General features: G+C 54.0%; 18 protein-coding genes and 3 pseudogenes. 6 read left to right on the top strand and 15 right to left on the bottom strand.

Features of this window, described 5'->3' with window-relative positions; genetic code table 11:
• The first annotated feature begins 2 nt into the window (after positions 1-2).
• Complete coding sequence (locus E0501_RS07895) at positions 3-965, top strand: type II secretion system F family protein (RefSeq protein WP_137700750.1); 963 nt, start codon at positions 3-5, stop codon at positions 963-965.
• A 27-nt stretch (positions 966-992) separates the two neighbouring features.
• A complete protein-coding gene (locus E0501_RS07900) occupies positions 993-1913 on the top strand; it encodes a type II secretion system F family protein (RefSeq protein ID WP_137700751.1) in 921 nt (306 codons plus the stop codon).
• 198 nt (positions 1914-2111) lie between these two features.
• On the opposite strand, the gene E0501_RS07905 is transcribed toward E0501_RS07900, so the two are convergent.
• Entirely contained in the window at positions 2112-3356 is a 1245-nt protein-coding gene (locus E0501_RS07905; protein WP_137700752.1) for a hypothetical protein, read from the bottom strand.
• 218 nt (positions 3357-3574) lie between these two features.
• The gene (locus tag E0501_RS07910) at positions 3575-4972 is read right to left on the bottom strand and encodes a UbiA family prenyltransferase (protein ID WP_137700753.1); all 1398 of its coding nucleotides are present in this window, start codon (positions 4970-4972) and stop codon (positions 3575-3577) included.
• A gap of 929 nt (positions 4973-5901) precedes the next feature.
• Here E0501_RS07910 and E0501_RS07915 point away from each other — a divergent pair.
• Positions 5902-7488: a sulfatase-like hydrolase/transferase gene (locus tag E0501_RS07915; RefSeq protein ID WP_137700754.1), complete on the top strand. Its 1587-nt coding sequence runs from the start codon at positions 5902-5904 to the stop codon at positions 7486-7488.
• A 649-nt stretch (positions 7489-8137) separates the two neighbouring features.
• Here E0501_RS07915 and E0501_RS21505 read toward each other — a convergent pair.
• The 9 genes and pseudogenes from E0501_RS21505 to E0501_RS07955 all read right to left on the bottom strand — a co-directional run.
• A pseudogene (locus tag E0501_RS21505) lies at positions 8138-8470 on the bottom strand (IS3 family transposase); the annotation flags it as partial.
• Between the two features lie 178 nt (positions 8471-8648).
• Positions 8649-9758 (bottom strand): response regulator, encoded by a 1110-nt coding sequence (locus E0501_RS07920; RefSeq protein WP_161594581.1) that lies wholly within the window; start codon positions 9756-9758, stop codon positions 8649-8651.
• 209 nt (positions 9759-9967) lie between these two features.
• A pseudogene (locus tag E0501_RS07925) lies at positions 9968-10711 on the bottom strand (IS6 family transposase).
• A gap of 89 nt (positions 10712-10800) precedes the next feature.
• Positions 10801-11532 (bottom strand): FadR/GntR family transcriptional regulator, encoded by a 732-nt coding sequence (locus tag E0501_RS07930; RefSeq protein WP_137700756.1) that lies wholly within the window; start codon positions 11530-11532, stop codon positions 10801-10803.
• Positions 11533-11553: 21 nt separating this feature from the next.
• A complete protein-coding gene (locus tag E0501_RS07935) occupies positions 11554-12441 on the bottom strand; it encodes an ABC transporter permease (protein WP_137700757.1) in 888 nt (295 codons plus the stop codon).
• Entirely contained in the window at positions 12441-13376 is a 936-nt protein-coding gene (locus E0501_RS07940; protein WP_235857774.1) for an ABC transporter permease, read from the bottom strand. Before E0501_RS07940 ends, E0501_RS07935 begins: the two co-directional genes overlap by 1 nt.
• Positions 13377-13431: 55 nt before the next feature.
• On the bottom strand, positions 13432-15210 hold the full coding sequence (locus E0501_RS07945; protein ID WP_137700759.1) for an ABC transporter substrate-binding protein: 1779 nt from the start codon (positions 15208-15210) through the stop codon (positions 13432-13434).
• Positions 15207-16220: an ABC transporter ATP-binding protein gene (locus tag E0501_RS07950; RefSeq protein ID WP_137700760.1), complete on the bottom strand. Its 1014-nt coding sequence runs from the start codon at positions 16218-16220 to the stop codon at positions 15207-15209. Before E0501_RS07950 ends, E0501_RS07945 begins: the two co-directional genes overlap by 4 nt.
• The gene (locus tag E0501_RS07955) at positions 16220-17191 is read right to left on the bottom strand and encodes an ABC transporter ATP-binding protein (RefSeq protein ID WP_137700761.1); all 972 of its coding nucleotides are present in this window, start codon (positions 17189-17191) and stop codon (positions 16220-16222) included. Before E0501_RS07955 ends, E0501_RS07950 begins: the two co-directional genes overlap by 1 nt.
• A gap of 257 nt (positions 17192-17448) precedes the next feature.
• Here E0501_RS07955 and E0501_RS07960 point away from each other — a divergent pair, with 257 nt between their 5' ends.
• Positions 17449-18198, top strand: a complete 750-nt coding sequence (locus tag E0501_RS07960) for a DUF1028 domain-containing protein (protein WP_137700762.1) — start codon at positions 17449-17451, stop codon at positions 18196-18198.
• A 15-nt stretch (positions 18199-18213) separates the two neighbouring features.
• A complete protein-coding gene (locus E0501_RS07965) occupies positions 18214-19809 on the top strand; it encodes a gamma-glutamyltransferase family protein (RefSeq protein ID WP_137700763.1) in 1596 nt (531 codons plus the stop codon).
• Positions 19810-20031: 222 nt separating this feature from the next.
• Here the strand turns inward: E0501_RS07965 and E0501_RS07970 are convergent, their stop codons facing one another.
• Positions 20032-20901, bottom strand: a complete 870-nt coding sequence (locus E0501_RS07970; RefSeq protein ID WP_137700764.1) for an NAD-dependent epimerase/dehydratase family protein — start codon at positions 20899-20901, stop codon at positions 20032-20034.
• A 199-nt stretch (positions 20902-21100) separates the two neighbouring features.
• On the bottom strand, positions 21101-21808 hold the full coding sequence (locus E0501_RS07975; RefSeq protein WP_137700765.1) for an IS6 family transposase: 708 nt from the start codon (positions 21806-21808) through the stop codon (positions 21101-21103).
• 134 nt (positions 21809-21942) lie between these two features.
• Between E0501_RS07975 and E0501_RS07980 the strand changes: the two genes are divergently transcribed.
• Positions 21943-22575 (top strand): TetR/AcrR family transcriptional regulator, encoded by a 633-nt coding sequence (locus E0501_RS07980; protein ID WP_137700766.1) that lies wholly within the window; start codon positions 21943-21945, stop codon positions 22573-22575.
• A gap of 198 nt (positions 22576-22773) precedes the next feature.
• Here E0501_RS07980 and E0501_RS07985 read toward each other — a convergent pair.
• Positions 22774-23457 (bottom strand): annotated as a pseudogene (locus E0501_RS07985) (ATP-binding cassette domain-containing protein); the annotation flags it as partial.
• Positions 23458-23472: 15 nt separating this feature from the next.
• Positions 23473-24180 (bottom strand): IS6 family transposase, encoded by a 708-nt coding sequence (locus E0501_RS07990; protein WP_137700767.1) that lies wholly within the window; start codon positions 24178-24180, stop codon positions 23473-23475.
• Positions 24181-24336 lie beyond the last annotated feature (156 nt).

The raw sequence follows: 24336 nt of genomic DNA on the forward strand, positions 1-24336 counted from the left end.
GAATGTTCAGTTCGCCCATAATAATCTATGGCCTAGTATTTGCAGCAGTGCTGCTTCTCACTGACACGCTGCTAAGGCTCTTGTTTTCCTCAAGACGTAGTTCTGCAGAGGTTAAGAACCGGTTAGAGTCATTGAAAGTCGATAAGGGCGCCGACATCGCCTACACAGACTTACTATTGCGGAGAGGGATTTCTGGAGGAATCGGAGGTGAAAGCCTTGCACAAAGAATTCAGCGTTACTATGCGCAGACGGGACTCGAAATAAGCAAATCGCGGCGCGTTCTATACTTTCTTGCCCTTCTATTTCTTGGCTATGCCGTCGCTGAAATTGTTTTCAACTTAAACCTTATTTTTTCTACAATTTTTTCTATGATCTTCACTATCGTTGTATCTAGTTTGACCATATATATTCTTCGGTCGAAAAGAATAAAAAAATTCAATCAACAGCTGCCTCCTGGTATCGATATCATCGTACGCAGCCTAAATGCCGGACACCCTCTAAATGCAGCCATTGCACTCCTAGCGCGGGAAATGCCAGATCCGATCGGATCTGAGTTCGGCATCTTGAACGACCAAATGACTTTTGGATCGGATCTTGATCAAGCAATGCAAAATATGATTGAACGCGTCGGTGCGCCGGAGTTAAATCTTCTCGCTGTAACGGTTAGCGTGCAACGCAACACCGGAGGCAATTTGTCCGAAATCTTGGAAAACTTGGCACAGATGATGCGAGATCGGTTGATGATCAAAGCCAAGATCCGTGCCATATCCGCAGAAGGTCGCTTTACTTCCTGGCTAATGATGCTGTTCCCCTTCTTTCTTTTCGCGATGATCTACTCACTTGTACCGACCTATTTCGATGAGGTTTGGGAAAGCGGTTATGGCGAGGTGCTTGTAATCGGCTGTCTCGTTTTCATGGCCTTCGGCATGATTGTCATTCGGCGTTTGGTAAATTTCGACTTCTGACGGGTCCAAGAAAGGCTACAATACCTCATGAACGAACAGCTTATCCTGATAGCGGTTTTTGTGGCAGTTTTAATTTTTGTGTTCACGGTATTCTCGGCATTTCTCAGCCGCCGTGACGTGCAGCGTAATATCAGCGCAGCACGGGGAAGAAAAAAGAACGAAGACGAAATCGATAGTATTTTAGGCACTGGAAATGAACAGCTTCGTTACTACCTCGACGTAGTAAAAAATGAAAGCCCAGACAGTCTTCGCATGCGACTCGTTCAGGCAGGATTCTTTTCCAAATCCGCTATCCGGATATTCAACCTGATCCGATTGACAGCGGTAGCGGCTGTTTTCTTCCTCGTGCAACTAATCTTACCCAACTTGGCCAAGGACGCATCTACCACCGCTGTTTATGCTTTTGCGGGTATCGCTGGAGGCCTAACGTTTATTGTGTGCTCTATCGTCCTGGAGCGTATTGGCCTTAAGCGAATGCGCGAATACAAGAAACTTTTTCCAGACTTTATGGATCTACTTCTTGTGTGTACCGACGCGGGCCTTAGCATTAATGCCGCATTGGATAGAGTTACTCGGGAATTCTTACAAACAGTTCCAGATTTCGGAATTCAACTTTCCATTGTAAACTTAGAACTTCGGGCAGGACGCCCACTAGACGAAGCTCTCAGCAATTTTTCAGAGAGGGTCCGCGTGGAAGAAGCGAGGACACTAGCAGTATTGTTTCGCCAGTCTCAAGAACTTGGTTCCGATGTGAGCCGCACGCTACGAAGTTTTGCTCGTGAGATGCGACAAATGCGGATCATTCGTGCGGAAGAAAAAGCGAATGCCCTTCCAATCAAGATGCTTTTCCCAATGGCTTTTTTCATGTTCCCGGTCAGCCTGATTATCGTACTAGTACCGATCATGATGACGATCATCAAAATATTCTTGCAAATGTCGCCAGGATAGCGCGAAACCTATTCTTCAGAAAGAACGAACGAGCGTATTGTCTCAATCCAATTAGAAACACAACTTAATATTGTGGTTGCACTCCGAGTAGCGGCGTCGCCAATTAGCAGCCCAAGCGGGAACTAGGTGGGTAGAAACACACTTTTCCCCGAGTTTTTCTTAACCACCTTTCAACAAGAAAACATGTTCTTCGACACATCATGGACCAAACTCTTGTTTCACCAGGCGCGCCTGAAACATCGAATCGTTTACATAATCGACTGGTCGAAAATTTGTTAGCGTTTGCACTTGAACATAACAGTCTCCATGACAGTAAATTGGTACATTCCAAGAGAAAATATACACAAAAGTGATCCAACTCGGCACATTCAACATAACAACTTTTGTGACATACGACCGTGAAAGGACGTAAAGGTACAAAACAGAGGATGAAAGCACAACCCATCTCCCCCAATCAGTTGCAATGAAGTATATTGGAGTAAAAAAAACAAACAGAGCGACCCCAACGAGAAGAAATTCCCTTCTCCTATTGAAAAGTGCCACTGGAAACAATGCCAAAACAAAACACAAGAGATATGCAATTAAAAAGTTCTCTAAGTTATATGTGTATCTTTGCGTGTAGGCACTGGTTGGTTGCGCAATAGAAAGCACGGCTCCTTGGCAGTACTCACTGCTAAATCCCATTTCGATGATTCTACGGCAGATTTGGAACGTGTCTGAAAAGCTTGCCGAAAATCCTAAACCTAGAAAAATCCCTATGGCGGCAGAAATTGTCATCGGAATAGTATATATCAGTACTTCCGCAAATTTTAGTCGCCCAACCCACCAAAAGCTAGCAACTACGAACACCACTACTGGAAGAGAAAGTGCTACTATTTCATGAGATAAAGCTCCAACGGTGTATATGGTAGTAGCGATTATCCAACTCAGGATCATTGGAAGTTTGAGACTTCCCCTCGCGCAGATCAATGCTACAACGGCAATTACGGCTATTTCTTTTCGAAAATACCCGCCTTGGAAAACAGACCAAAAGGGAAAAGCGAGAAACGCTGGCGAGCAAAACAGCATCAGCCACGGCCACGAGCGTTCACGACACACAAACAAAAGAAAACAGCAAACAACGAGCAATAGATAAAGCGAAAATAGAAAAGAAGGAAAGATAAGCCTTGCACTAAACCCAAATCTATCGAGACTACTAAATAGTTCTCCTGCGAATCCTCGCCTAACAATACCCGCTTCATAATTAATTAGCCAGTCACCCAACGGCCAATGAATTGAAACCTCCGTGCCAAAAACAGCGACAAAAATCGAAACAACAAGCAAAACACAGCAGAAAACAAATGCAGTAATTGCAACGCCAAAGGACGCTCGAACTTCGAGGAGCTCAGGAGCCTTCTGCCCATCATCAAAATAGCGACCGAATTTCACTGTTTCATGTTTCATCAGTCTATCATACGTCCTTTAGTCTAGGCATTCCAACATTTGCACCTTGGCTCAAAGAAAACTGACCAGGGAGAAGAATACTCGCGAATCTGTTAAGAAAATATGCTATTACCACCCGCAAACATTTTCTTTCTCGACGTAAAGTTATCATGTCATGTTTAGGTCGGTTAGTTTTCTGCAGTCATATTCTGGTCAAACACTATGTAGTCACTCCACTTTCAAACACCTAGAAGCAGGAATACGGCAAACAAAGCTCCACAAAAATAACTGACGCGATCCCGAACAGCGAAGATTAACGGGTCCTCATGCATTTGCCCTCTTTGAGCTAGAAACACCAAACGACAAAGCCAGTACAAAAGAACTGCACAAAGGCCCCAGAATACCTCGGGATTTTTATACAAAACGAGGATTTCGGGAGAATTAATATAGAGCGCTAGAACTAGAACTGATATGAAACCAGAACTTAGTGCCATTTGTGCAACGAGCGCGAGATCTGGTGCAAAATAACCTCTACCGGCCACCTCATGTCTTCCGTGCTCTCCTACGCTTACCAATTCAGCTTGACGCTTGACAGAAGCAAGCGACAAGAAAAAGAACATTGAGAATGCCATCAACCAAACAGAAATTTCGATGCCCGTGGCGGCTGAGCCCGCAACAATTCTAAGGGAATACAGCACCGAAAGCGCACCAATATCAATTATAATGTAGCGCTTGAGAACGAGTGAATATGTACATGTCAAAACAAAATATGCTGTGGCTATAACTGCGAAATCCCTACCAAGAAAAAAGGAAAGAACTGCCCCTAGGAAAAGCAGCAGCATTGCCACGACACTTCCATGTAGCAAATTCGCATCTCCAGCAGCGAAAGGGCGTTGCATTTTCTTCGGATGCATACGATCGGATCGCAAGTCTAAAAGATCATTGATAAGGTAAACCGAAAATGCTATCAGACTAAATGCAAAAAAAGCAATTACCGCGCGCCCCATTGCAGGCGCCTGCCACATTTGCGAAGTCAGTAAAGGGACAAAAATTAGTATGTTCTTGAGAGCATGATGCGGCCGAACTGCGCGTATGATGTCCGCCACGCTTGCTCTTCGAGTTTTTAATAACCGAGTTGGTGTACCTGTCTTCTTAGCCCTTTCCTTCAAACGGGTATCAGCACCGACAACGAAAGCTTCTGCAGCCTCGTTCCAAACAGGGATATCGGCGTTGCTATCACCCACATAGATAAAGTTTTTTGCACCAAACCTTTCTACCAGGAATTCGGCCTTAATCCGGCCCTTTAAGTTTCGCTGTTCAGTACTTCCATGGACCTCATCAAAAAGGCCTGTTTCTTCGGAAATCCGTTTTGCTATCTGCTCATCTGCAGCAGTCACCAGAGCCGTTTTGCCCCCATTTTCACGATGCTTTCTTATTAAATCCAGAACTGCTTTTTCAAATGGAAGAGAGGCAAAGTCGATTTGGCTGTGCCTTGCCAAAATTGCTTTCGCTATTTGTTTTCCCCGGACCGCTGCAATCGCACCACAAATAGCTTTAAACGGGTGCGTGCTTAAACAAGACCAAAACGTTTCCACCAGCATGTCAGTACGAATAAGTGTTCCATCCAGGTCGACCACCAACACAGGCAGAACACCAGAACTCCTTGCTCGAAAAGATATCTGCGACACTTGAAAAATTCCCGTTAACGCTTTAGCGTGTTATCAGCATACAGATACAGCAATTTGGCATAATAATGGCCAAAGTTTTTTCTTTCTGGGCTCAAAATTGATACGGTGTCTTCTAGACGACACAGTTCTTAAGTCAACAGCCTGTAACGTATTGTTTTGGCGATTCATGCAAACGCTCCTCCCCGCTTTTAGGGTGATCTTCCGTCACCTTAGTTAAGTAAAAGGAGAGACGAAGTAGCGACGAAGCGTCTTGACCTAGAAGAAGTAAATACGGAGCTTTGGCCAATTGAAGTGCGTGTTGGACGTCCGGTATTGCACTGGCACGGAGTACGACGCGCCACTGTCAAACAATCGCTCAAGTCTGTCGGCGCAAGCACTGGGTCACACCGAACTCGGTTCAACGTGGGATGCAGAATCTCGAAAGCCTTAACGCCCGATTTCACTACGAGCGGTTAAAACCGGGCCCTCCGTGCGACTGTGCTTGATCCTAAAAATCTATTGCTTTCGGTGAAAAACTACAAAGCAATACGACCACATAGCGCTCCAGGACATCGCCGGCCTGCCCCAGATCCGTGCGATGCATCACGCAGTTTGGCTGATCACACAAACTCTTCATCTTTCCCCTTGCCTGATCTGCTTGCCTGGCAAGATGCCTTAACGTAGCCGATGCAAAATCCGGGTCGTTTCGTTAATCAAGTCAGAGAGTCCTTGCTTGTATTGCGAGCAGATAAGGCTTTAGACTATAGGCTAGAGTGGATGAGAGTCGGCTCTTCAAGTGCCAAAGCACTTTATTACACTCCCACTTCATATCACAATAAACTGCGGCTTGGAAGATACGTAAATTGCACATCGACACTAAATTATTGAAGAACGCGTCTGTGAGAACCCTTCCTATTCTTTTTGCAGCTGCATTTTTTTATTTTGCCTCTCCGGCATTAATGCTTCCATCAACTTCGCGTGCGGCTCTAGTTGCTCTAATTTTCATTCATTGTTTGATAATGTTTTTGACGTCACTGAAAGGGCTAACTGAGAATAACGTTAAGCCATTTGGGCCAGTCGCATTACTGGGTCTCGGTCTTCTCCTGACACTTCCATTCGGATTTATGCAAACATCTTTCGGAACGAAGGACTTTGGGTCTCTTTTGCTCACACTAAAGGAAAACCAAGTAGAGCGTCTTGTAGCTGTTGGTATAGAAGGCTTTTTGCCGCAATTAGTTTCTTATGTTCTTGCTTGTGCCTTTCTTTTGGTTTGCGCTTGGATGCTGTCTCGATATTTCTTGCTTGGGAGGAGCACGGTTTACGCGTTCTCAACATTTTTGCTATTTTTTAATCCCGTGACCCATCACATATTTCGCGTTATTTATCCAAACCCGGCGCATGAAAAAATTGATGTGAATAATGTCGTGAGAAATTTTGAAATTATTAACTACCCAAAACGCAAAAGAAACCTAGTAGTTTTGTATTTGGAGAGTCTTGAACGCACCTATCGATATTTACCTGAAACCAAAAGCGAATTCGTGCCCTTTTCTTCCCTTGAAGATCGGGGCCTCTCCTTTCGAAACATACTACAGGCAAAGAGTGCTTTCTCGACTATTGGGGGTTTGGTTGCCTCGCAATGCGGTGTACCCCTTCTTCCGAGAGGCGCTTTCAATCCTCAAAAAAGGCAAATAAGTGCGAGTGACCAACACAATAAAACTGTCTTTATGCAAGGTGTGGATTGCCTAGGCGACATTCTAGCTGAAGATGGCTATACTCTCAGTTACATAAACGGCTCAGATTTATCAGTTTTTTCCAAGGGCGATTTTTTTCGTAGTCACGGTTATCAGCGTGTCAAAGGACTAAAGTCCTGGCCTGATTGGGAAAACGAGCCCCGCCTAAATGTGTGGGGAATGGACGACGATCTTTTGTTTGAACGGGTCACAAGCGAACTACGCGACCTTGCGTCAGAAAATTCTCCTTTTGTACTTTCTGCGCTGACTATCGCAACACATGGCCCAGACGCTTATCCTGACAAGTCTTGTCCAGTGGTCGGGACATCCTCAAGCCAATTACCTAGGGCAATTTCCTGTACAGCGCATCATGTCGAAAGCCTTATCAATGAGGTTGTTCGCCTAGGTATTGCAGAAGATACATTGATTGTTTTGCTGTCTGACCATTTGGCTTTTCGCAATACGCTTGAGAATTCTTTGCAAGACAGGCGAGATAGGCGAAGAAATTTCGCTGTCGTATTGGGCTTATCGAATGAGACCAATTCACGGCCTGGTACAATGTTTGATGTATTTCCGACACTTCTCGAGCTTCTTGGCTATCAGCTGAAGGACGGACGGGCAGGGCTTGGACAATCACTCGTAAATGAAAATCCAACCTTCGTCGAACGTGAGAGCCTAGACACTCTCAATGCGGCAATAAAGTACAATTCGGAACTACAAAAGGCGCTTTGGGAAATCGGAACAACCAGCGACTAATATCCCACTTCTCGTTGTGTGCTTAGTTCATGAGTAAGTGCTACCAGAGTGTGTGTTTCGAAAGTGAACGCTATTTGGCCGGGACAGTGGCGCTGTCCCTTAAGCCTTGCGGAAACCACGCCACTTGGTCAGCACTGCGTCATTCGCGACCGTTCAAAAGAAGCTGCTAACTTGTAGTTGGTTTTCTAATGAACTTCCGCGTAGGAAAAGGGCGCTGTTGCCGCTGTATTTGGGCTACGTGACTACAAGCTCAGCACACGCAGATCAAATGGGGCTAGGTGTTGATACGAACGATTGTCACATTATTTCTTGTCGTTGCAGTCGTGCTTAGGACCTACAGGGTTTGGAGCATTTATACGGGAAAAAAATGGCAGTTGCCCGAGATCATGGGCATGGGTGTTGGTTCGATACTAGGAGGCTTCGGGAGGGTACTTTGCAGAGCCTGGGGGGTGCTGACGGGTTGTCAGTTACCGTCGTGCTCACATTGTTTGCGCCAGCAAACTTAGGTCTGTTTCCGAATGCGAATCTCGCGGATCGGCTCAACCCGCGACATTGCCCGCCAGACACGTATCTCAACCTACTGGAGATTCGTGAAAGTTTCTTTGGGCTTGCATCGTTTCGTAGCCAATCTGAATTTGCGTGTTTCTTATTCGACGACAGGGGCCATGCATTCCCGGATCAGTCCGTCGGTTAAGCAGAGAAGGCGGAACCAGCGGCTATCTGACAGTGCCTCCGACACGCAATTCAGACTCCATCTCTGTTTCGGCCCTTGCGAGATCGCGATGGGTAGTCTGGAGCCGATCGCGTGCTTGCCACCGCTTCGTTTGCGACCCGGTAGAGCTTCTTCTGGTTCACGACCCAGCCTTCCCGCTTGAGCAGGATGCGCAGGCGGCGATATCGGAACCGGCGCCGGGCAGCCGACATTTCGAGCAGCCGTCCGGCGCAGTTCCTTGTCCTCTGGCCGGGTCGACTTGCGCCGGTAACCTCAAAGTGCGGACACTTCATGCAGCCGTTCGCCAGGCGGATAATGTCGTGACTGATCTTGAAGTGTTTCGAAGTCGAGCGGTTGGTGATCTGGAAGACCTAGGAAAGCCCACTGGCTAACTTCAGCCATATTAATCTCACAAGACCTCCGTCAGTTTCACTGGAGCCGAGAGACGCTACTTTTCACGGTGCGCATGTTTTGCTTTTCTAAGAAGCTTCTTATGCCATGCGTCGTTCGCGCCCAAGCCGCCTTCCATCTCTTTCCTCAGCAGCCTGTCATATGTTCTCTGCTCTATCCGTCTCTGGTCATTGGAAAGAAGGCGTGTCGTGATCAGGCGCTTTGAAACAGCAACAACGTCTTTCTTGGACGCGTATCTTTGCTCGACGTTTTCCACGGCATACGAAAGGCTCGAGAGGGCTTCCTCTTCTGAAGATAGCGTTTGGGATATTTGTTCTCCAACAAATAGCTTTAGCGTCTGCAATTCCTCAGGCGTGTGAGCGCTATGGAGTTGTTCTCGAAGCAGGTCTTCGAGTTTGTGTTGTGATGCCGCGAGCCGTTTCTCGTTTATGCACAAGAACGTTCCATCCCCACGATAACAAAGCAAGCCTTCAGGTCCTAGTAGAGCCTGCTTCACAACCGTGGCTACGCCCCTAAGAAGGTCAACAAACTCTTCCGACGTGCAACCAGCATAGACGCGATCAATTGATCCTATTTTGACAGCGAATACAGTAACTCTCTTGGCTGAGCAGCGTGACAACTGGAGGACGTAATTCTCGAGTTCTCGATAGTCGATCGCCGACTCAACACCCTCGAGTCTAACAGGATCGGACAGCCTGATAGCCTTTGCCTCCCCTGCAGTATCTTTCAACTCTCCCTCGACAAAAGGTCGGTCTCGCATCGCGGCCTTTTCGCGAGCGATCTTGCGGGCTTCATGAATGCGAGTGCGAAGGTCCAGTATGTCGAAAGGCTTGGAAATGTAATCGGTCGCGCCGGCGTTGAATGCCTTGTCCAGATATTTCTTCTCATGCATCGCGGTCAGCATGACAACCGGTTGGTAGAGGTATCCGGGCGTTTGCCTGATCATGCTCACCAAGCTTACACCATCCAATTCTGGCATCTGTATATCAACGAGGAAACAGTCGAAGGGGAGATTGGTCGCCGCGATGAACTCGAGCGCTTCCTTGCCAGAACGAGCTGTGGTCACGTCATGATATCCGGTATTCGTCAAAGCCTCATAGAGGAGGCACAGAATACTTTCGTCATCATCTACAACTAGTATTTTCATACGTACCCCCGAAGTCACGAACGAACAGAAATGTTGAACAAAGATCTCAAACAAACACATCGAATCCGCGGCCAAAATTGGGAAAAATCATGACATTCAGTTACAATTAAAAGAAGGCTGGATCCGCAGGTGGCAGCCGACAGCCGACCGCACCCAGTGGCGTCAGACCAATTCGAACTCGTCTCTGTTGGGGCAGTGAGGCTGTCCCTTTATACCGCGCAGAGATCGCGCCACTCTGCCAGAACAGCGGTCCGGTTCTGCTTGAAGTGATCTCGTTTGGAGAGGCTGCGATCCTGGTTGAAGTGATTGAAAATGGAGGAGTGCACGGCCACGAATTTCTGCAAACTTCGCATCCGCCGAAAGCGCTGCATCCCCCTTTCTCGTCTTCGGAATGGCAGATGCGAGTTCTCGACGCTGTTGTTAAGCCAACGGCCACAGAGTTGGAAATGATCGCAAACCAGATCGCGAAGCGCGGCTTTGTAGGAGGCGAAGCGGTCGGTAACCAGCGCCTCCGGCTGACCGTCGCGACGCATCAATTTCCTAAACATTTTCAATGCAGCGCGCTTTTTGCGCCGCTTCGTGACGACGCTTTCCAGCACCTCGTCCTCGTGATCGACGGCCCGCCAGAGATAGTGGCGCTCGCCGTTGATCTTCACAAAGACCTCGTCCACATGCCACTGCCATCGCGAATAGGCACGAAGCTGTTGAACACGCCGGCGGCGGATCTCGGAGGCAAACAACGATCCGATACTATTCCACTAGAACCGGATGGTTTCATGGCTTACGTCGATGCCTCGTTCGTGCGGCAGGTTCTCGACGTTGCGGAGTGATCGCGGCAACCGGACATAGAGCATCACCGCCAGGCGGATGACCTCGGGGCTGGTTTTGAAATACTTGAACGGAGAGCGTTTGGTCGTCTTAAGAGGCTGCGAAAGCCCCCTGCCCGCCTCGATCCAGGTTATCCTGACAAGACCGTCAGTAATCTACAGCCTCGTTACGATTCATACATATCTATTGGATGCACAAGATAGGGCAGATTCCTTTAGCTTGGAGGACTTGAACGACTGTGATCTTCAGTCAGTACTGAAGGGGTATTTATAGCACCAAGCGCTTGAGACATGGCAATCACACGGGCCATCAAATGGGAACGCATAGCATCCCGCGCAGCGTCGGCATCGCCTGCCTCGATGGCTGAAACGATTGAGATATGCTGTGCGTGTGTCTCCTGCAAAGACCGGTCGGAGCGGGCTCTTGCGCGCAAGCCCTGCCAGTCTTGCGTGGCACGGGTATCGTCAAGAAGTGCGAAGGCCGTTTGCAGGGGGCGATTGCGGGAACACTGCGCAATCAACCTGTGCAGTGCACTGTCCCATAGCTCGATCATTTCGTCGTCCTCAGCCTGGTGGAGATGTCGCGCCAGTGTCCACATGCGTGTGACTTCATCAGGGGTTGCGCGGGTGGCGCACAAGCCGGCGATCTCTGGTTCCAGGCACAGACGCGCTTCCATCACCTCAATGGGTTCGGCGGCGCGGGTGATCTCGGCGGCCAGCGTGCTCACAGGTTCGGCGGGTTGTCCGGCGAAAGTGCCCTTGCCCTGCCTCCGCCAGATAATCCCCTCGGCTTCAAGCGAGGCAAGCGCCCTGCGCACTAGCCTACGCGAGGCGCTGGTAGTTTCACTCAATTCCCGCTCGGTCGGCAAACGCCCCCCCGGCCCAAGGCTGCCATAGTTGATCAGCCTGAGCAGGTGACTGCGGACGTCGAATACCGTTGGCTGCATTACTATTTGCGCCTCCTGCTCTCAGATATCGGTTTCGCGCACGTCGAGCGCGTCCCTCAGAGCATCGCCGATGAAGTTGATCGACAGCACAACCAGCATGATTGCAAGGCCAGGGAACACTCCCAGCCACCACGCCCGGCTGATGAAGCTACGCCCGTCGGACAGGATCAGACCCCATGTAGGTGTATCCACACTGACGCCGAGACCGAGGAAGGAAAGCGAAGCCTCTCCTAGGATCGCGTAGGAGACCGACACGGTTGCCTGAACGATAATCGGCGCCATCGCGTTGGGTAGTATGTGCCGAAGCATGATGCGCATGTCCGAAAAACCCTGCACGCGGGCAGCATCGACGAACTGCTCTTCCTTGAGGGTGAGAACCATCGACCGTGCAATGCGCGCGAAATCATCGAGGAACGCAAGCGCTATTGCCACGATCACGTTCAGAAGGCCGGTGCCGAACACCGCAACGAGGTAAACTGCGATGATGAAATTCGGGAATGCCCATTGCAGGTCGATATAGCGCATGATGATCATGTCGATCCATCCGCCATAATAACCCGCCAGCACGCCGAGCAGCACGCCGAACACCAGCGCGAGCCCCACGGTGGCGACCCCGACGAAAAGCGATATCTGAGTCCCCCAAAGGATTCGCGAAAACAGGTCGCGGCCCAGGTCGTCGGTGCCGAGCAGGTTTTCGCCCGACGGCCCGCTCATCATGTTGAGGGTCATTTCGTTGGGATCGTAGGGCGAAAGAAACGGAGCGAGGATCGCGCCAAGAATGAACAGGCCCAGCACCGCGAGGCCGAATTGCGCCTTGCGGTCCCGCGCGAAGACCGTTCGGAAGCGGCTCTTGCGCTTTGGGGCGACGGTCTCTGCCGTCGGGGGCGGATCGAGGGTCACGTCGCTCATCAGGAATACCGGATGCGGGGGTCGATCACCGCGTAGAGCAGGTCGACGATGAGATTGGAGAGAACGAAGAAGGCCGAGACCAGCAGCACCGCCCCCTGCACCACCGGGTAGTCACGGTTCTGGATGCCCTGGATCAGGACTCGGCCCAGCCCCTTGATCGAGAACACGTTCTCGACCACCACGGCGCCGGATATGAGCAGCGCAAAGGCGATCCCGATCACAGTGATCACCGGGATCAGCGCATTCGGCAGCGCATGGCGCAGCAGCATCACGTTCTGTGTCAGGCCTTTCGAGGCCGCCGTGCGCATGTAGTCGGCCTGCAAGACCTCGAGCATGGACGAACGGATCATCCGGGCAATGATCGCGGAAAAGCCCGTGCCGATGGCGATGGCGGGCATGATCAGGTGGCTGAACCATTCCCAGACCCCGTCGGAGAGCGGCGCATAGCCGATGGCAGGCAGCCATTGAAGATTGGCGGCGAAGATGATGATCAGGATGATCGCCAACCAGAAATCCGGCATCGACAGACCGAGGAAGGCGAAAAACGACACGCCGACATCCGCGGCAGAATTCTTGCGTGTGGCCGAGATGATCCCGGCGGGTACCGCGATCACGATGGCGATGATGAACGACAACAGCGCAAGCGACAGCGTCTTCGGAATCGCGTTCATCAGGATATCAGCGACCGGCTGGTTCGACCCGTAGATCGAAGCGCCAAAATCGCCCTGCAACACGCCGGTGAACCATTTCCAGAACTGCACGATCAGCGGTTGATCCAGCCCCAACCGGCGGATCAATGCCTCGCGTGCTTCGGGGCTTCCGCTGTCGGCGAGCATCGCACCGATGGGATCACCGGGCACAAGCCGGATCATGAAAAACACCAGTGTCGCAACCGCCAGCATCACCAGTGCCGCTCCAACAAGCCGTCGTGTCACATATGCAAGCATGGGCAATGGGCGGGCCTTGCGAGGCCCGCCCCCTCTCTTGGGTTTACGAGGACAGAGTCATACGGTCGAAATCGTGCAGGCCCGGGATACGGCTCTCGGGGGGCACGTTGACCTTCTTGGAATGCACGAGGATATCCACCGGGTGATAGAGGAACCCGCAGGCCACCTTGTCCGAGGTGATCTTGTTGGCCTTCTGCACCAGCGCCTTGCGGTCTGCCGGATTCGCGGTCACCGCCTGCTGATCGGTCAGGGCATCAGCCTCGGATTCTGAGAAGAAGCCGAAGGGCATCTCGTCCTTGTTGCGTGTCGGGCCGTTGAACTTCGACGCCGTCTGCATCCAGTCCACCAGTCCGTCATCCGGGTCATAGTCGCCCCCCGAGCCGCCAAGACGCAGGTCGAAATCCATCTTTTGGAATTCCTCGATCCCAACGGAAAATTCCTTCGGATCGACTTCGACATTGATGCCAAGCACCTGCTTATAGATGTTGGCCACGACCAGGCCGGCGCGCCGCGTGTTGGGCGTGGTCTGCAGTTTGAGCGTCGGAAAGCCTTCTCCGCCCGGATAGCCTGCTTCGGCCAGAAGCTGCGCGGCGCCTTCCGGGTCATAGGCCTGCTCGGACGTCTCCGCGAGAGACTCGTCGAAATAGTAGCCCATGGCGGCATTTATCGAGCCATAGGCCGGCACGCCGTTGCCGAACAGGGCTTGCTGGATAAACAGATCTCGGTTCAACGCTTTGGCCAGTGCCAGGCGCACCTTGAAGCCGTTCTCGGCCTTCAACTCGTCGAGCGGCTTGTTGAAATCGGTGACCTTCATCGCCTCGCGCCACGGGTTCATCCAGATCGACTGGAAGCCGGGCCCAGGCTTGATGTCGACGACCAGATCCCCGTTCGACTTGAACCGGTCGACCAGTTCACCCGGCAACGGGTTGCCACCAATGTAATCCACGTCGCCCGCCTCGATGGCCGCGGCCAGCGGTTCGGTCCCGTCGACCGGCGTGATGATCACGCGATCGAGAGCGGGACGCTCGGGATCCCAGTAATTTTCGTTCTTCTCCAGAACGACGCGGCCGCCGAGCTCGTGCTCGGTGATCTTGAAGGGACCGGTGCCGACCGGTTTGAGGCCGTATTGCGCAAGCCCCATCTGCTCAAGCGCACCACGCGACACGATGGTCATGGCCCGGCCAGATGCGCGCTCGAGCGCCTTGGTCAGGAACGACGCCTGAGGTTGCTTGAGGGTGAACTTCACCTCGTAATCGTTCAGTTTTTCCAAGCTGGCAACGTTGCCGATCACGCGGCTGTGGCGCGATTGCTCGGGGTCAGAAGAACGATTGAAGGTGAAGATAACGTCTTCCGCGTCGAATTTGTCACCATTGTGGAAGGTCACGCCCTCGCGCAGCTTGATCGTGTAGACCAGCCCGTCCTCGGACACGTCCCAGGTCTCGGCCAGGTCACCCTCAGCCACCAGTTCGTTGTTGATGTGCATCAGGCCGGACAGCACGTTCGACGTGATCTGGAATTGCAGCACCTGCCCGATCTGGGCAGGGTCGAGCGTGGTGATCTCGGCAACGCCGGCCCAGGCGCAGCGCAGCTCGCCACCGCCGCTATGACTGGCGGCGAGTGCCGAAGTTGCACGCAAACCGGGCAGGACTTGCGCCATGCTTAGCGCACCGCCCGCGGCGAGCAGCCGCAGCGTGGCGCGCCGCGACAGTTTCGGGCCGCTCATCTCGGCCCGGCTGAGGCCGAACATCGGATCATGCGGATCGTAGTCATACGCTTCCTTCAATTCCGCCTGCGCCTTCTTGATCAGGTCATCATCGTTCATTGGAGGTCTCCCTTGCTGGTTTTAGTTGGATTGGGTGCTCTGACGTTTTCGAGCGCGAAACAGGCCGCGGCATGGTGTCCACCCAGCTGTGTGAGCGGCGGCACGTTGGTGCGACACTGGTCCATGGCAATCGGGCAGCGGGTGTGGAACACGCAACCACTGGGCGGGTTGAGCGGGCTTGGAATTTCGCCGGCAAGCGCCACGTGCTCGCGCATCCCCTCGCCGTCCGGGTCGGGCGCGGGCACCGCGTCGATCAGCGCCTTTGTGTAGGGGTGGCGCGGCGAACCGAACAGTTCTTCCGATGTGCCGGTTTCCATGATCCGGCCCAGGTACATCACGGCCAGCCGATCGCACAGGTGCCGCACGACAGACAGGTCATGCCCGATGAAGAGGTAAGTCAGTCCGAACTTTACGCGCAGTTCTTCCAGAAGGTTGATGATCTGCGCCTGGATCGACACGTCGAGGGCACTGACCGCTTCATCGCAAACAATCAGCTCGGGATCGAGCGCCAGCGCCCGGGCGATTCCGACGCGCTGCCGCTGCCCGCCCGACATCTCGTGCGGATAGAGATCGGCAAAGCGCGGCGCGAGGCCACAGATCGACAAGAGCTCGGCCACGCGGTCGCGGATATTCCCTTCGTAGCGGTGCACATGCAGCACCTCCGACAGGATTTGCCCGGCGGTCATGCGCGGGTTGAGCGACGAGAACGGGTCCTGGAAGATCGCAGCCACCTGCTTGCGATAGGGCGCCAGCGCCTTGCCCTTAAGCGCGCTGACGTTCTTGCCGTCGAACCAGATCGCACCCGAGGTCGGATCAACCAGCCGCAGCACCGTGCGCGCCAGCGTGGTCTTGCCGCAGCCGCTCTCCCCCACAAGCCCGAAGGCCTCGCCACGGTTCAGTGACAGCGTAACGCTCTCGACCGCTCTCACTTCGGCGACTTGCCGTTGAAGCAGTCCCTTGCGCACCGGAAAATGAACTGACAGATCTTCGATGCGTAGCAGGGCTCCCATCACACGGCCTCCCGGGTGTTGGCTGAAAGGGGGAAGTGACACGCCAGACCGTCCTTAAAGAGCGGCACCTCGGTGCGGCAGACCTGCGCGGCATAAGGGCAGCGCGGGTGGAACCGGCAACCTGAAATCGACGCAAAGGGATCCGCCGGGCTGCCCTGGATGGGCTTGAGTGGTATGCTGCGATCTTGGTCGAGGCGCGGCACGGATCGCAGTAAACCTTCAGTATAGGGGTGGCGGGGTGCGTTGTAGATCGCCCGTGCGGCGCCCGATTCGACGATTCGCCCGCCGTACATCACGTTCACCCGCTGCGCATAGCGCGCGACGATACCAAGGTTGTGGGTGATGAGGATCAGTGCGGTGCCGTGGTCGCGGCAGATGCGCGCCATCAGATCGAGAATCTGCGCCTGAATGGTCACATCGAGCGCAGTAGTCGGTTCATCGGCGATAATGAGCTTGGGATCAGCGGCAAGCGCGATGGCGATCATCACGCGCTGCCGCATCCCGCCCGAGAAATGATGCGGATACTGCTTGATCCGCTGCTCGGCATCGGCCACGCCCACCTCTTTCAACAGGTCGATCGCGCGCGCCCTCGCCTGCGCGCGGGTCAGACCAAGGTTTTCCTCGATGCTTTCCATGATCTGTGCACCGATGCTGCGCACCGGGTTGAGAGAGGTCATGGGCTCCTGAAAGACCATCGATATGTCGCGCCCGCGCAGCTTTCGCATTTCTTCCGCGCTGAGCGACAGCAAATCGCGCCCATCGAATTTGATCGTGCCGGAGGTGACGCGCAGTGCCTTGGACAGCAATCCCATCACGGCCAGGGAAGACACCGACTTGCCCGACCCGCTTTCGCCGACCAGCGCCAGCGTCTCCCCGGGCTCGATGCTGTAGGACACATCGCGCACGAGCGGCGTTTCAGTTCCATCCTGAAACAGTGAGACGGTCAGATTGTCGATCTCGAGCAGCGGCACTTGGAAACAGGCCTTCCGTTTGTTGCGTCCTTGGCAGGTCGGTCTATCCGAACGGGCCACCAAGGGGAGGGAAATCCCAGATTATTCGTCGCGTCTCCTTCGATTTGCGCACCAATTAGACTTTGGTTCGCTCCACCCTAGCCTTTTGCGCAAAATTTGTGCAAGTATTGTCTGAAGGTCGAGGCGTATGAATGTCGCCTATTGCGTCCGGCCCGCAGACCCGGCACGGCCCAATGAGACATTTGGAGGAAAGCACCATGACTTTTTCAATCGTTGCACGCGATCCGGACTCAGGGGCGATCGGAATTGCCGTCGCCAGCCGTTTTTTTGCCGTGGGTGCGATGGTTCCGAATGTGTCTGCGCACGCCGCCGTCGCCAGCCAGGCGTTCGTCAACCCGCTCTGGGGGCTCGAGGGCTTGCGCCGGCTTGATGGCGGGGAAGCCCCGGCCGACATACTGGCCGATCTCGTGGCGCGCGATAAGGGGCAGGCCAACCGGCAGGCGCACATGATTGCCCCGGACGGGCAGATCGCACAGCATACGGGCGCCGATTGCGTGGACTGGGCCGGGCATTGCATGGCCGAGAACGTATCGATCGCAGGCAACATGCTCGCCGGTCCGCAGGTGATCGAGGCGATGATGGACGCCTGGCAGGCGGCCGGGAACCTCAACATGGTGGAACGACTGTTGGCCGCAATGGACGCCGGAGAGGCTGCAGGCGGCGACAAACGCGGCCGCCAGTCCGCCGCGCTTGTCCTTCACGAGGGCCAACCCTACCCGGCGCTTGATATACGCGCCGATGATCACGCGGAACCGCTGACCGAATTGCGGCGGCTGCTGGCGGTTTCGCAAGAACGTTTCGCGTTGTTCAGCAAGGCCATGCCGACCGTCGAGAACTTCTCGGGCATGCTGGATCGCACGCCGCTCGACGAAGCGATTGCCGAAAAGGAACGCCAGATGGCGCAGAACGGCATCGCTTCAAGCTCTTACGCCACATCGATTGTCTGACCGAAAGGAAGGTTCATGCAGTTGCGTCCGCATCATGCTTATCCGTCGCGCCGTTCTCCGGTCGTTGCCCGCAACATGGTTAGCACCTCTCAACCTCTGGCCGCACAGGCCGGGCTATCCATGCTCGCGCGGGGCGGTAACGCCGCCGATGCGGCGCTGGCCGCGGCGATCACGCTCACGGTGGTCGAGCCCACAGGCAACGGGCTGGGTTCGGATGCGTTCTGCATCCTGTGGGACGGCACCGAATTGCATGGGCTGAACGCCTCGGGGCGCGCGCCCGCGGCCTGGAGCACCGAGTACTTCAAGGGCCACGACGCAGTGCCCTTCCGCGGCTGGGACAGCGTGACCGTGCCCGGTGCGGTCTCCGGCTGGGTCGCCGTGTCCGAGAGGTTCGGCACACTGCCTTTCGAGACCCTGTTCGAGCCGGCAATCGGCTATGCCGAAAGCGGCTTCCCGGTGTCCCCCATAATCGCGACGCTCTGGGCGCGCGGCGGTGCGCAGCTGGCCGATCAGCCCGGGTTCGCCGAGAATTTCCTGCCGCATCGGCGCGCCCCGGCAGCGGGCGAAATCTATGCGAATAAGAACCTGGCACGCAGCCTGCGCTTGATCGCCGAAACCAGGGGCCGCGCCTTCTACGAGGGCGAATTGGCGGAACAGATCGAAGCCTTTGCCAAGGCCCATGGCGCGGCGATGCGGGTCTCGGACCTGGCCGCGCACCGGGCCGACTGGTGCGGCACGATCCAACAGGGTTTCGACGATGTTGCCCTGCACGAGATTCCGCCTAACGGACAAGGGATCGCTGGGCTGATGGCGCTCGGCATGCTCGACCATACGCCGATCCGCGATCTCGATGCCGATGATCCCCGCGCGCTGCATCTGCAGATCGAGGCCATGAAACTCGCTCTGAAAGATACCGAAGCCTACGTGGGCGATCTCGACCACATGACCCGCGTAACCCCGCAGGGCATGCTCGACCCCGGTTATCTGGCCGAACGCGCCAAGCTGATCGATCCCGACCGCGCCACCGATTTCCAGACCGGTACACCGCCTGAGCGCGGCACCGTGTATCTCTCGGCGGCGGATGCCTCAGGCATGATGGTGTCCTTCATCCAGTCGAACTATGCCGGTTTCGGCTCTGGCGTGACCGTACCTGGCACGGGCATCCACCTGCAGAACCGCGGCGCGGGGTTCTCGCTCGACCCCGGCAGCCAGAACGTCGTCGCGCCCGGCAAACGCCCGTTCCACACGATCATCCCGGCCTTCCTGATGAAGGGCGGCGCACCGCTGATGAGCTTTGGCGTGATGGGCGGCCCTATGCAGGCGCAAGGCCATCTGCAGATGACGCTGCGCACGCAGCTGTGGGGACAGGACGTGCAAATGGCGGTAGACGCGCCGCGCTGGCGCTGCACCGGCAGCCTCGGGCTCGCCTGCGAGACGGCCTTCCCTGAGACCACGCTGCAAAGCCTTGCTGACATGGGCCACATGGTGGAGCGCGAAGCCCCCGACAATGCGTTCGGGTTCGGCGGCGCGCAACTAATTGCCCAGCTGGATAATGGCGCGTATGCAGCCGGATCGGACCCCCGCAAGGACGGTCAGGCAGTTGGTTTCTGAACTCTGCCGGCGGCATCAGGACGGCGCTTATGGATATTGACAAGCCATTTTCATATAAACCGTGTCTGGCCACCACTGACAGACCTCTTTCTTTTGAAGAGGATACGAAAATTGTTCCGCAAGGAAATAGACCTTTCACAGCATCGCGGAGCGGGGAAAAAAAGCTTGGACAACCCATATGATCAGTTCAATCTGACAAAAACCCTCCGCTTTCTCTTAGCCCTAGCGCCAAGAAAACACCGGCTCATAGCCAAGAACGTCGCGGGCTTTCTCAATCGATAGCAGCGTCTCGTGTTGTTCAATTTCGGAGCGGATCTCGGTGCCCGGAAAAACCTCAGCCATCAGTTCGGCGCTTCGCTTGGTCATGACGGTGTCGGCATTGGCAATAATGAAATGATCTGCGCCGACGAAATCCGCATGTAGCGACTTGCGCACGGCTTGAGCGCAGTCGCGCGCGTCAATATAACCCCAAAGGTTCCATTGGCGCAGGTTCGGGTTGTCTTGCCAGCCAGAAAAGCGCTCATAGTCCACTTCTTCCATCACGTTGGACAGCCGCAGACCGATAAAGGTGGAGTCGGGATTCCAGCGTTGCATTTGTCGCGCAATCTCCTCGCCGAGATCCTTGGACAGAGAGTACGCGCTTTCGGGCCGCATCGGATGATTTTCATCTACCGGTACATATGCCGGCGGATTGTCCGGGCCGAACGGCAAACCAAGTGTAGTCTCGCTCGAGGCCCAGACGATGCGCTTGACCCCAACGCGAAGGGCTGCGTCGAAAACATTATATGTCGACATGATGTTGTTTCGGAAGGTCACATCCTCCGGTTCCAGGTCGGGCGCTCGGATCGCAGCAAGGTGCACCACGCCATCAGGCGTACCGAACCTGCGGAACGGGTGGTCCCTGCCGCCTGTCCATTGCATGGCATCCATAACCTGCCCGCGATCATTCAAGTCGACCTTATAGAAAGGGCACACCGGATCGGACGACGGCATCATATCTACGTTTAAAACCTCATAGCCTTGTTCTACGAGGTGCCTGCAAACGGCGCGCCCCGCTTTGCCACTTCCGCCCGTTACAACAATATTCTTCACTGCTGTTTTTCCTTTTCAAAATTTGCAGGCCGCGCCTATGAGCCTATCCCATATGTCTATAGCAACGTTCCTCTAACGAAACCATCGGGGCCCGGCGAAGGCGAAGTCAGTGATACTGCCGCGGACGGCAATTCTGAGCCCAAAATGGTGCTGTCAGACTAATTCGAACTCGTCTCTACCAAGACAGTAACGCTGTCCCTTATGCCGCGCAGAGACCGCGCCACTCGGCCAGAGCAGCAGTTCTGTTCTGCTTGAAATGGTCCCGTTTGGAGAGGCTGCGATCATGGTTGAAGTGATTGAAAATGGAGGAATGGACGGCGACGAATTTCTGCAGACTTCGCATCCGCCGGAAGCGCTGCATCGCCCTTTCTCGTCGTCGGAATGGCAGATGCGAGTTCTCAACGCGGTTGTTGAGCCAACGGCCACATGATTGGAGATGATCGCAACCCAGATCGCGAAGCGCGGCTTTGTAAGATGGAAACCGATCGGTGACCAAGACTTCCGGTGGACCATAGCGCCGCATCAATTTCCGGAGCATTTTCAATGCAGCGCGTTTGTTTCTTCGCTTTGTGACGACGCTCTCAAGCACCTCGCCTTCGTGATCGACAGCTCGCCAAAGGTAGTGCCGCTCACCATTGATCTTCACGAAGACCTCGTCGACATGCCATTGCCATCGCGAGAAGGCACGCAGCTGCTGCACACGCCGCCCACGGATCTCAGATGCAAACATCGGGCCAAACCGGTTCCACCAGAACCGGATGGTCTCGTGGCTGACGTCGATGCCTCGCTCGTGCAACAGGTCCTCGACATTCCTGAGTGACAACGGGAAACGCACATAGAGCATCACTGCCAGGCGGATGATCTCGGGGCTGGTTTTGAAGTACTTGAATGGAGAGCGTTTGGTCATGGCCAGAGGCTATGCAAGCCCCCTGCCCGGCTCAAGCCAAGTTCCTCTGACAAGACCCTGACAAGACCATCACGCCGGTTTAATCTGACAAAACCACCAAGACAACTGCTTCGAACTGTGTGCTTTTTCATTCCATGAAATCAACTCAATCTGCAAAGCTGCTGCGCCAAACCAAGAAAACGAAGCGGCGAGAAGAAACTAGAGAAAAGTTACTCACCGCTGCTAACCAGCTTTTTTCGCAGTACGGCTACAAGGAAGTCTCTGTCACGGAAATCAGTCAGGCTGTTGGCGTTACCCACAGTATGATCAACGTCCATTTCGGAGGAAAACCAGGGCTTCTTTGCGAAATAGTCAAAAAGAAAAATGAGTCCAAATACAAGCGAAGCTTGGAAATTTATAAGTCAAATTTTTCCGCACTCGAGCGTCTTTACTCTATGCTTTTTTATTGGCTTCAAGCGGACACAGAGAATCCAGAATTTCTTTCAATTATTCAGTCTTACTCTTGGGTTTGGCCCGAAAAAATGGAGAAAGAGGACACGGCGAATCGAGATCGTTTCAAAGCACTTCTCACTGAAATTATTCGGGAAGGCCAAACTTTGGATAACATACCTAAAAGCATCGTTCCCGAAATCGGAGCGGATGCGATCTTTGCTATCTACACTTTGGGCCTTCGGTGCCCCGTATTCGAAGGACTCAATACGATTGAGTCCCATGAACGTACGATGCGAGAAGCTTTCATGGTGCTCGGAATTTCAGCACCTCAGTAGGAAAAATTACCTCCGTATACCGTCAGAAATGGCCTTGCTGCCAAGCTGACACAAAACTGGGTCATCTCCCCGGACAGATGACTTTAGGATTATCTCATCGAAATTGAATAGTTGTCTTTTTCTCAAGAGAAAAACGAAAAGAACCCATTCCTTTCAGTCGATTTCTTTAGATATGTGGTTTAACACTTGAAACTTCACTTATGTTTCAAAGTTTAGGCAATTTTTCAAAACTAAATGGCCTTGCGAAACCACTTCATACTCAGAGGGGTTTGGCTGGTACCCGAGCGGAAATACCGGTGAAGGAATAGGCTGAAAATTCAAATCTTCGCTTATCGTGCGTGCAGATGGATCTGCGATAGGAACGGCGCGAAGAAGCGCACGTGTATACTCATGCTGTGGATTTTCAAAAACCTGGGCACGGTCACCGATTTCAACAAGTCGGCCCAAGTACATGACACCCACGCGATGTGATACCCGCTCGACCACCGCCATATCGTGGCTAATGAACAGGAACGACAACCCCAGATCGGCTTGAAGTTCCATCATCAGGTTCAGAACCTGCGCCTGCACGCTCACATCCAGCGCGCTCACCGCTTCGTCGGCAATGATAAGCTTTGGGTTCACTGCGAGCGCGCGGGCGATCGCGATCCTTTGACGCTGCCCGCCCGACAATTCATGCGGGAACCGGGTCATGAAGCTGCGCGGTAGCTCGACCCGGTCAAACAACTGCGCTACCCGTTCGCGAACCTCTGCCCCAGTACCGAGACCGTAATTAGTGATCGGCTCGGCCACCTGCTCGCCCAGCCGCATATAGGGATTGAGCGAGGCAAAGGGATCTTGAAACGGTGCTGTCAGACGAATTCGAACTCGTCTCTGCAAAGACAGTAGCGCTGTCCCTTATGCCGCGCAGAGACCGCGCCACTCAGCCAGAGCAGCGGTTCGGTTGCGTTTGAAATGATCTCGTTTGGAGAGGCTGCGATTCTGGTTGAAGTGGTTGAAGACGGAGGAATGGACGGCGACGAATTTCTGTAAACTTCGCATTCTTCGAAAGCGCTGCATTGCCCTTTCTCGTCGTCGGAATGGCAGATGCGAGTTCTCAACGCGGTTGTTGAGCCAGCGCCCACACGATTGCAGATTGCCGCATCCCAGATCGCGAAGTGCAGCCTTGTATGAAGCGAACCGATCGGTGACCAAGACGTCCGGTGGACCATACCGCCGCATCAATTTCCTGAGCATTTTCAATGCAGCATGCGTGTTGCGCCGCTTGGTGACAACGCTTTCCAGCACCTCACCTTCGTGGTCAACGGCTCGCCAGAGGTAGTGCCGCTCGCCGTTGATCTTCACGCAGACCTCGTCGACATGCCATTGCCATCGCGAAAAAGCGCGCAACTGCTGAACACGCCGCCTGCGGATCTCAGATGCAAACATCGGGCCAAACCGGTTCCACCAGAACCGGATGGTCTCGTGGCTGACGTCGATGCCTCGCTCGTGCAGCAGGTCCTCGACATTTCTGAGCGACAACGGGAACCGCACATAAAGCATCACTGCCAGGCGGATGATCTCGGGGCTGGTCTTGAAGTACTTGAAGGGGGAGAGCTTAGTCATCTTGAAAGGCTACGAGAGCCCCCTGCCCTCCTCAAGCCAAGTTAATCTGACAAAGCCCTCGGGGCTGATTTTGAAGTACTTGAAGGGAGAACGCTTGGTCATCTGGAAACGCTACGAAAGCCCCCGGCCCGGCTCAACCCCAGTTCCTCTGACATG

The sequence above is a fragment of the Marimonas lutisalis genome (assembly GCF_005434965.1).
In the GTDB taxonomy this organism is placed as follows: Bacteria; Pseudomonadota; Alphaproteobacteria; order Rhodobacterales; family Rhodobacteraceae; genus Marimonas_A; species Marimonas_A lutisalis.

Coding starts and splice junctions, on each gene's coding strand:
- E0501_RS07920 (WP_161594581.1), bottom strand. CDS start 9,758: ATGAAAATACTAGTTGTAGATGATGACGAAAGTATTCTGTGCCTCCTC.
- E0501_RS07935 (WP_137700757.1), bottom strand. CDS start 12,441: ATGAGCGACGTGACCCTCGATCCGCCCCCGACGGCAGAGACCGTCGCC.
- E0501_RS07950 (WP_137700760.1), bottom strand. CDS start 16,220: ATGGGAGCCCTGCTACGCATCGAAGATCTGTCAGTTCATTTTCCGGTG.
- E0501_RS07900 (WP_137700751.1), top strand. CDS start 993: ATGAACGAACAGCTTATCCTGATAGCGGTTTTTGTGGCAGTTTTAATT.
- E0501_RS07960 (WP_137700762.1), top strand. CDS start 17,449: ATGACTTTTTCAATCGTTGCACGCGATCCGGACTCAGGGGCGATCGGA.
- E0501_RS07965 (WP_137700763.1), top strand. CDS start 18,214: ATGCAGTTGCGTCCGCATCATGCTTATCCGTCGCGCCGTTCTCCGGTC.
- E0501_RS07990 (WP_137700767.1), bottom strand. CDS start 24,180: ATGACTAAGCTCTCCCCCTTCAAGTACTTCAAGACCAGCCCCGAGATC.
- E0501_RS07930 (WP_137700756.1), bottom strand. CDS start 11,532: ATGCAGCCAACGGTATTCGACGTCCGCAGTCACCTGCTCAGGCTGATC.
- E0501_RS07975 (WP_137700765.1), bottom strand. CDS start 21,808: ATGACCAAACGCTCTCCATTCAAGTACTTCAAAACCAGCCCCGAGATC.
- E0501_RS07905 (WP_137700752.1), bottom strand. CDS start 3,356: ATGAAACATGAAACAGTGAAATTCGGTCGCTATTTTGATGATGGGCAG.
- E0501_RS07980 (WP_137700766.1), top strand. CDS start 21,943: ATGAAATCAACTCAATCTGCAAAGCTGCTGCGCCAAACCAAGAAAACG.
- E0501_RS07895 (WP_137700750.1), top strand. CDS start 3: ATGTTCAGTTCGCCCATAATAATCTATGGCCTAGTATTTGCAGCAGTG.
- E0501_RS07945 (WP_137700759.1), bottom strand. CDS start 15,210: ATGAACGATGATGACCTGATCAAGAAGGCGCAGGCGGAATTGAAGGAA.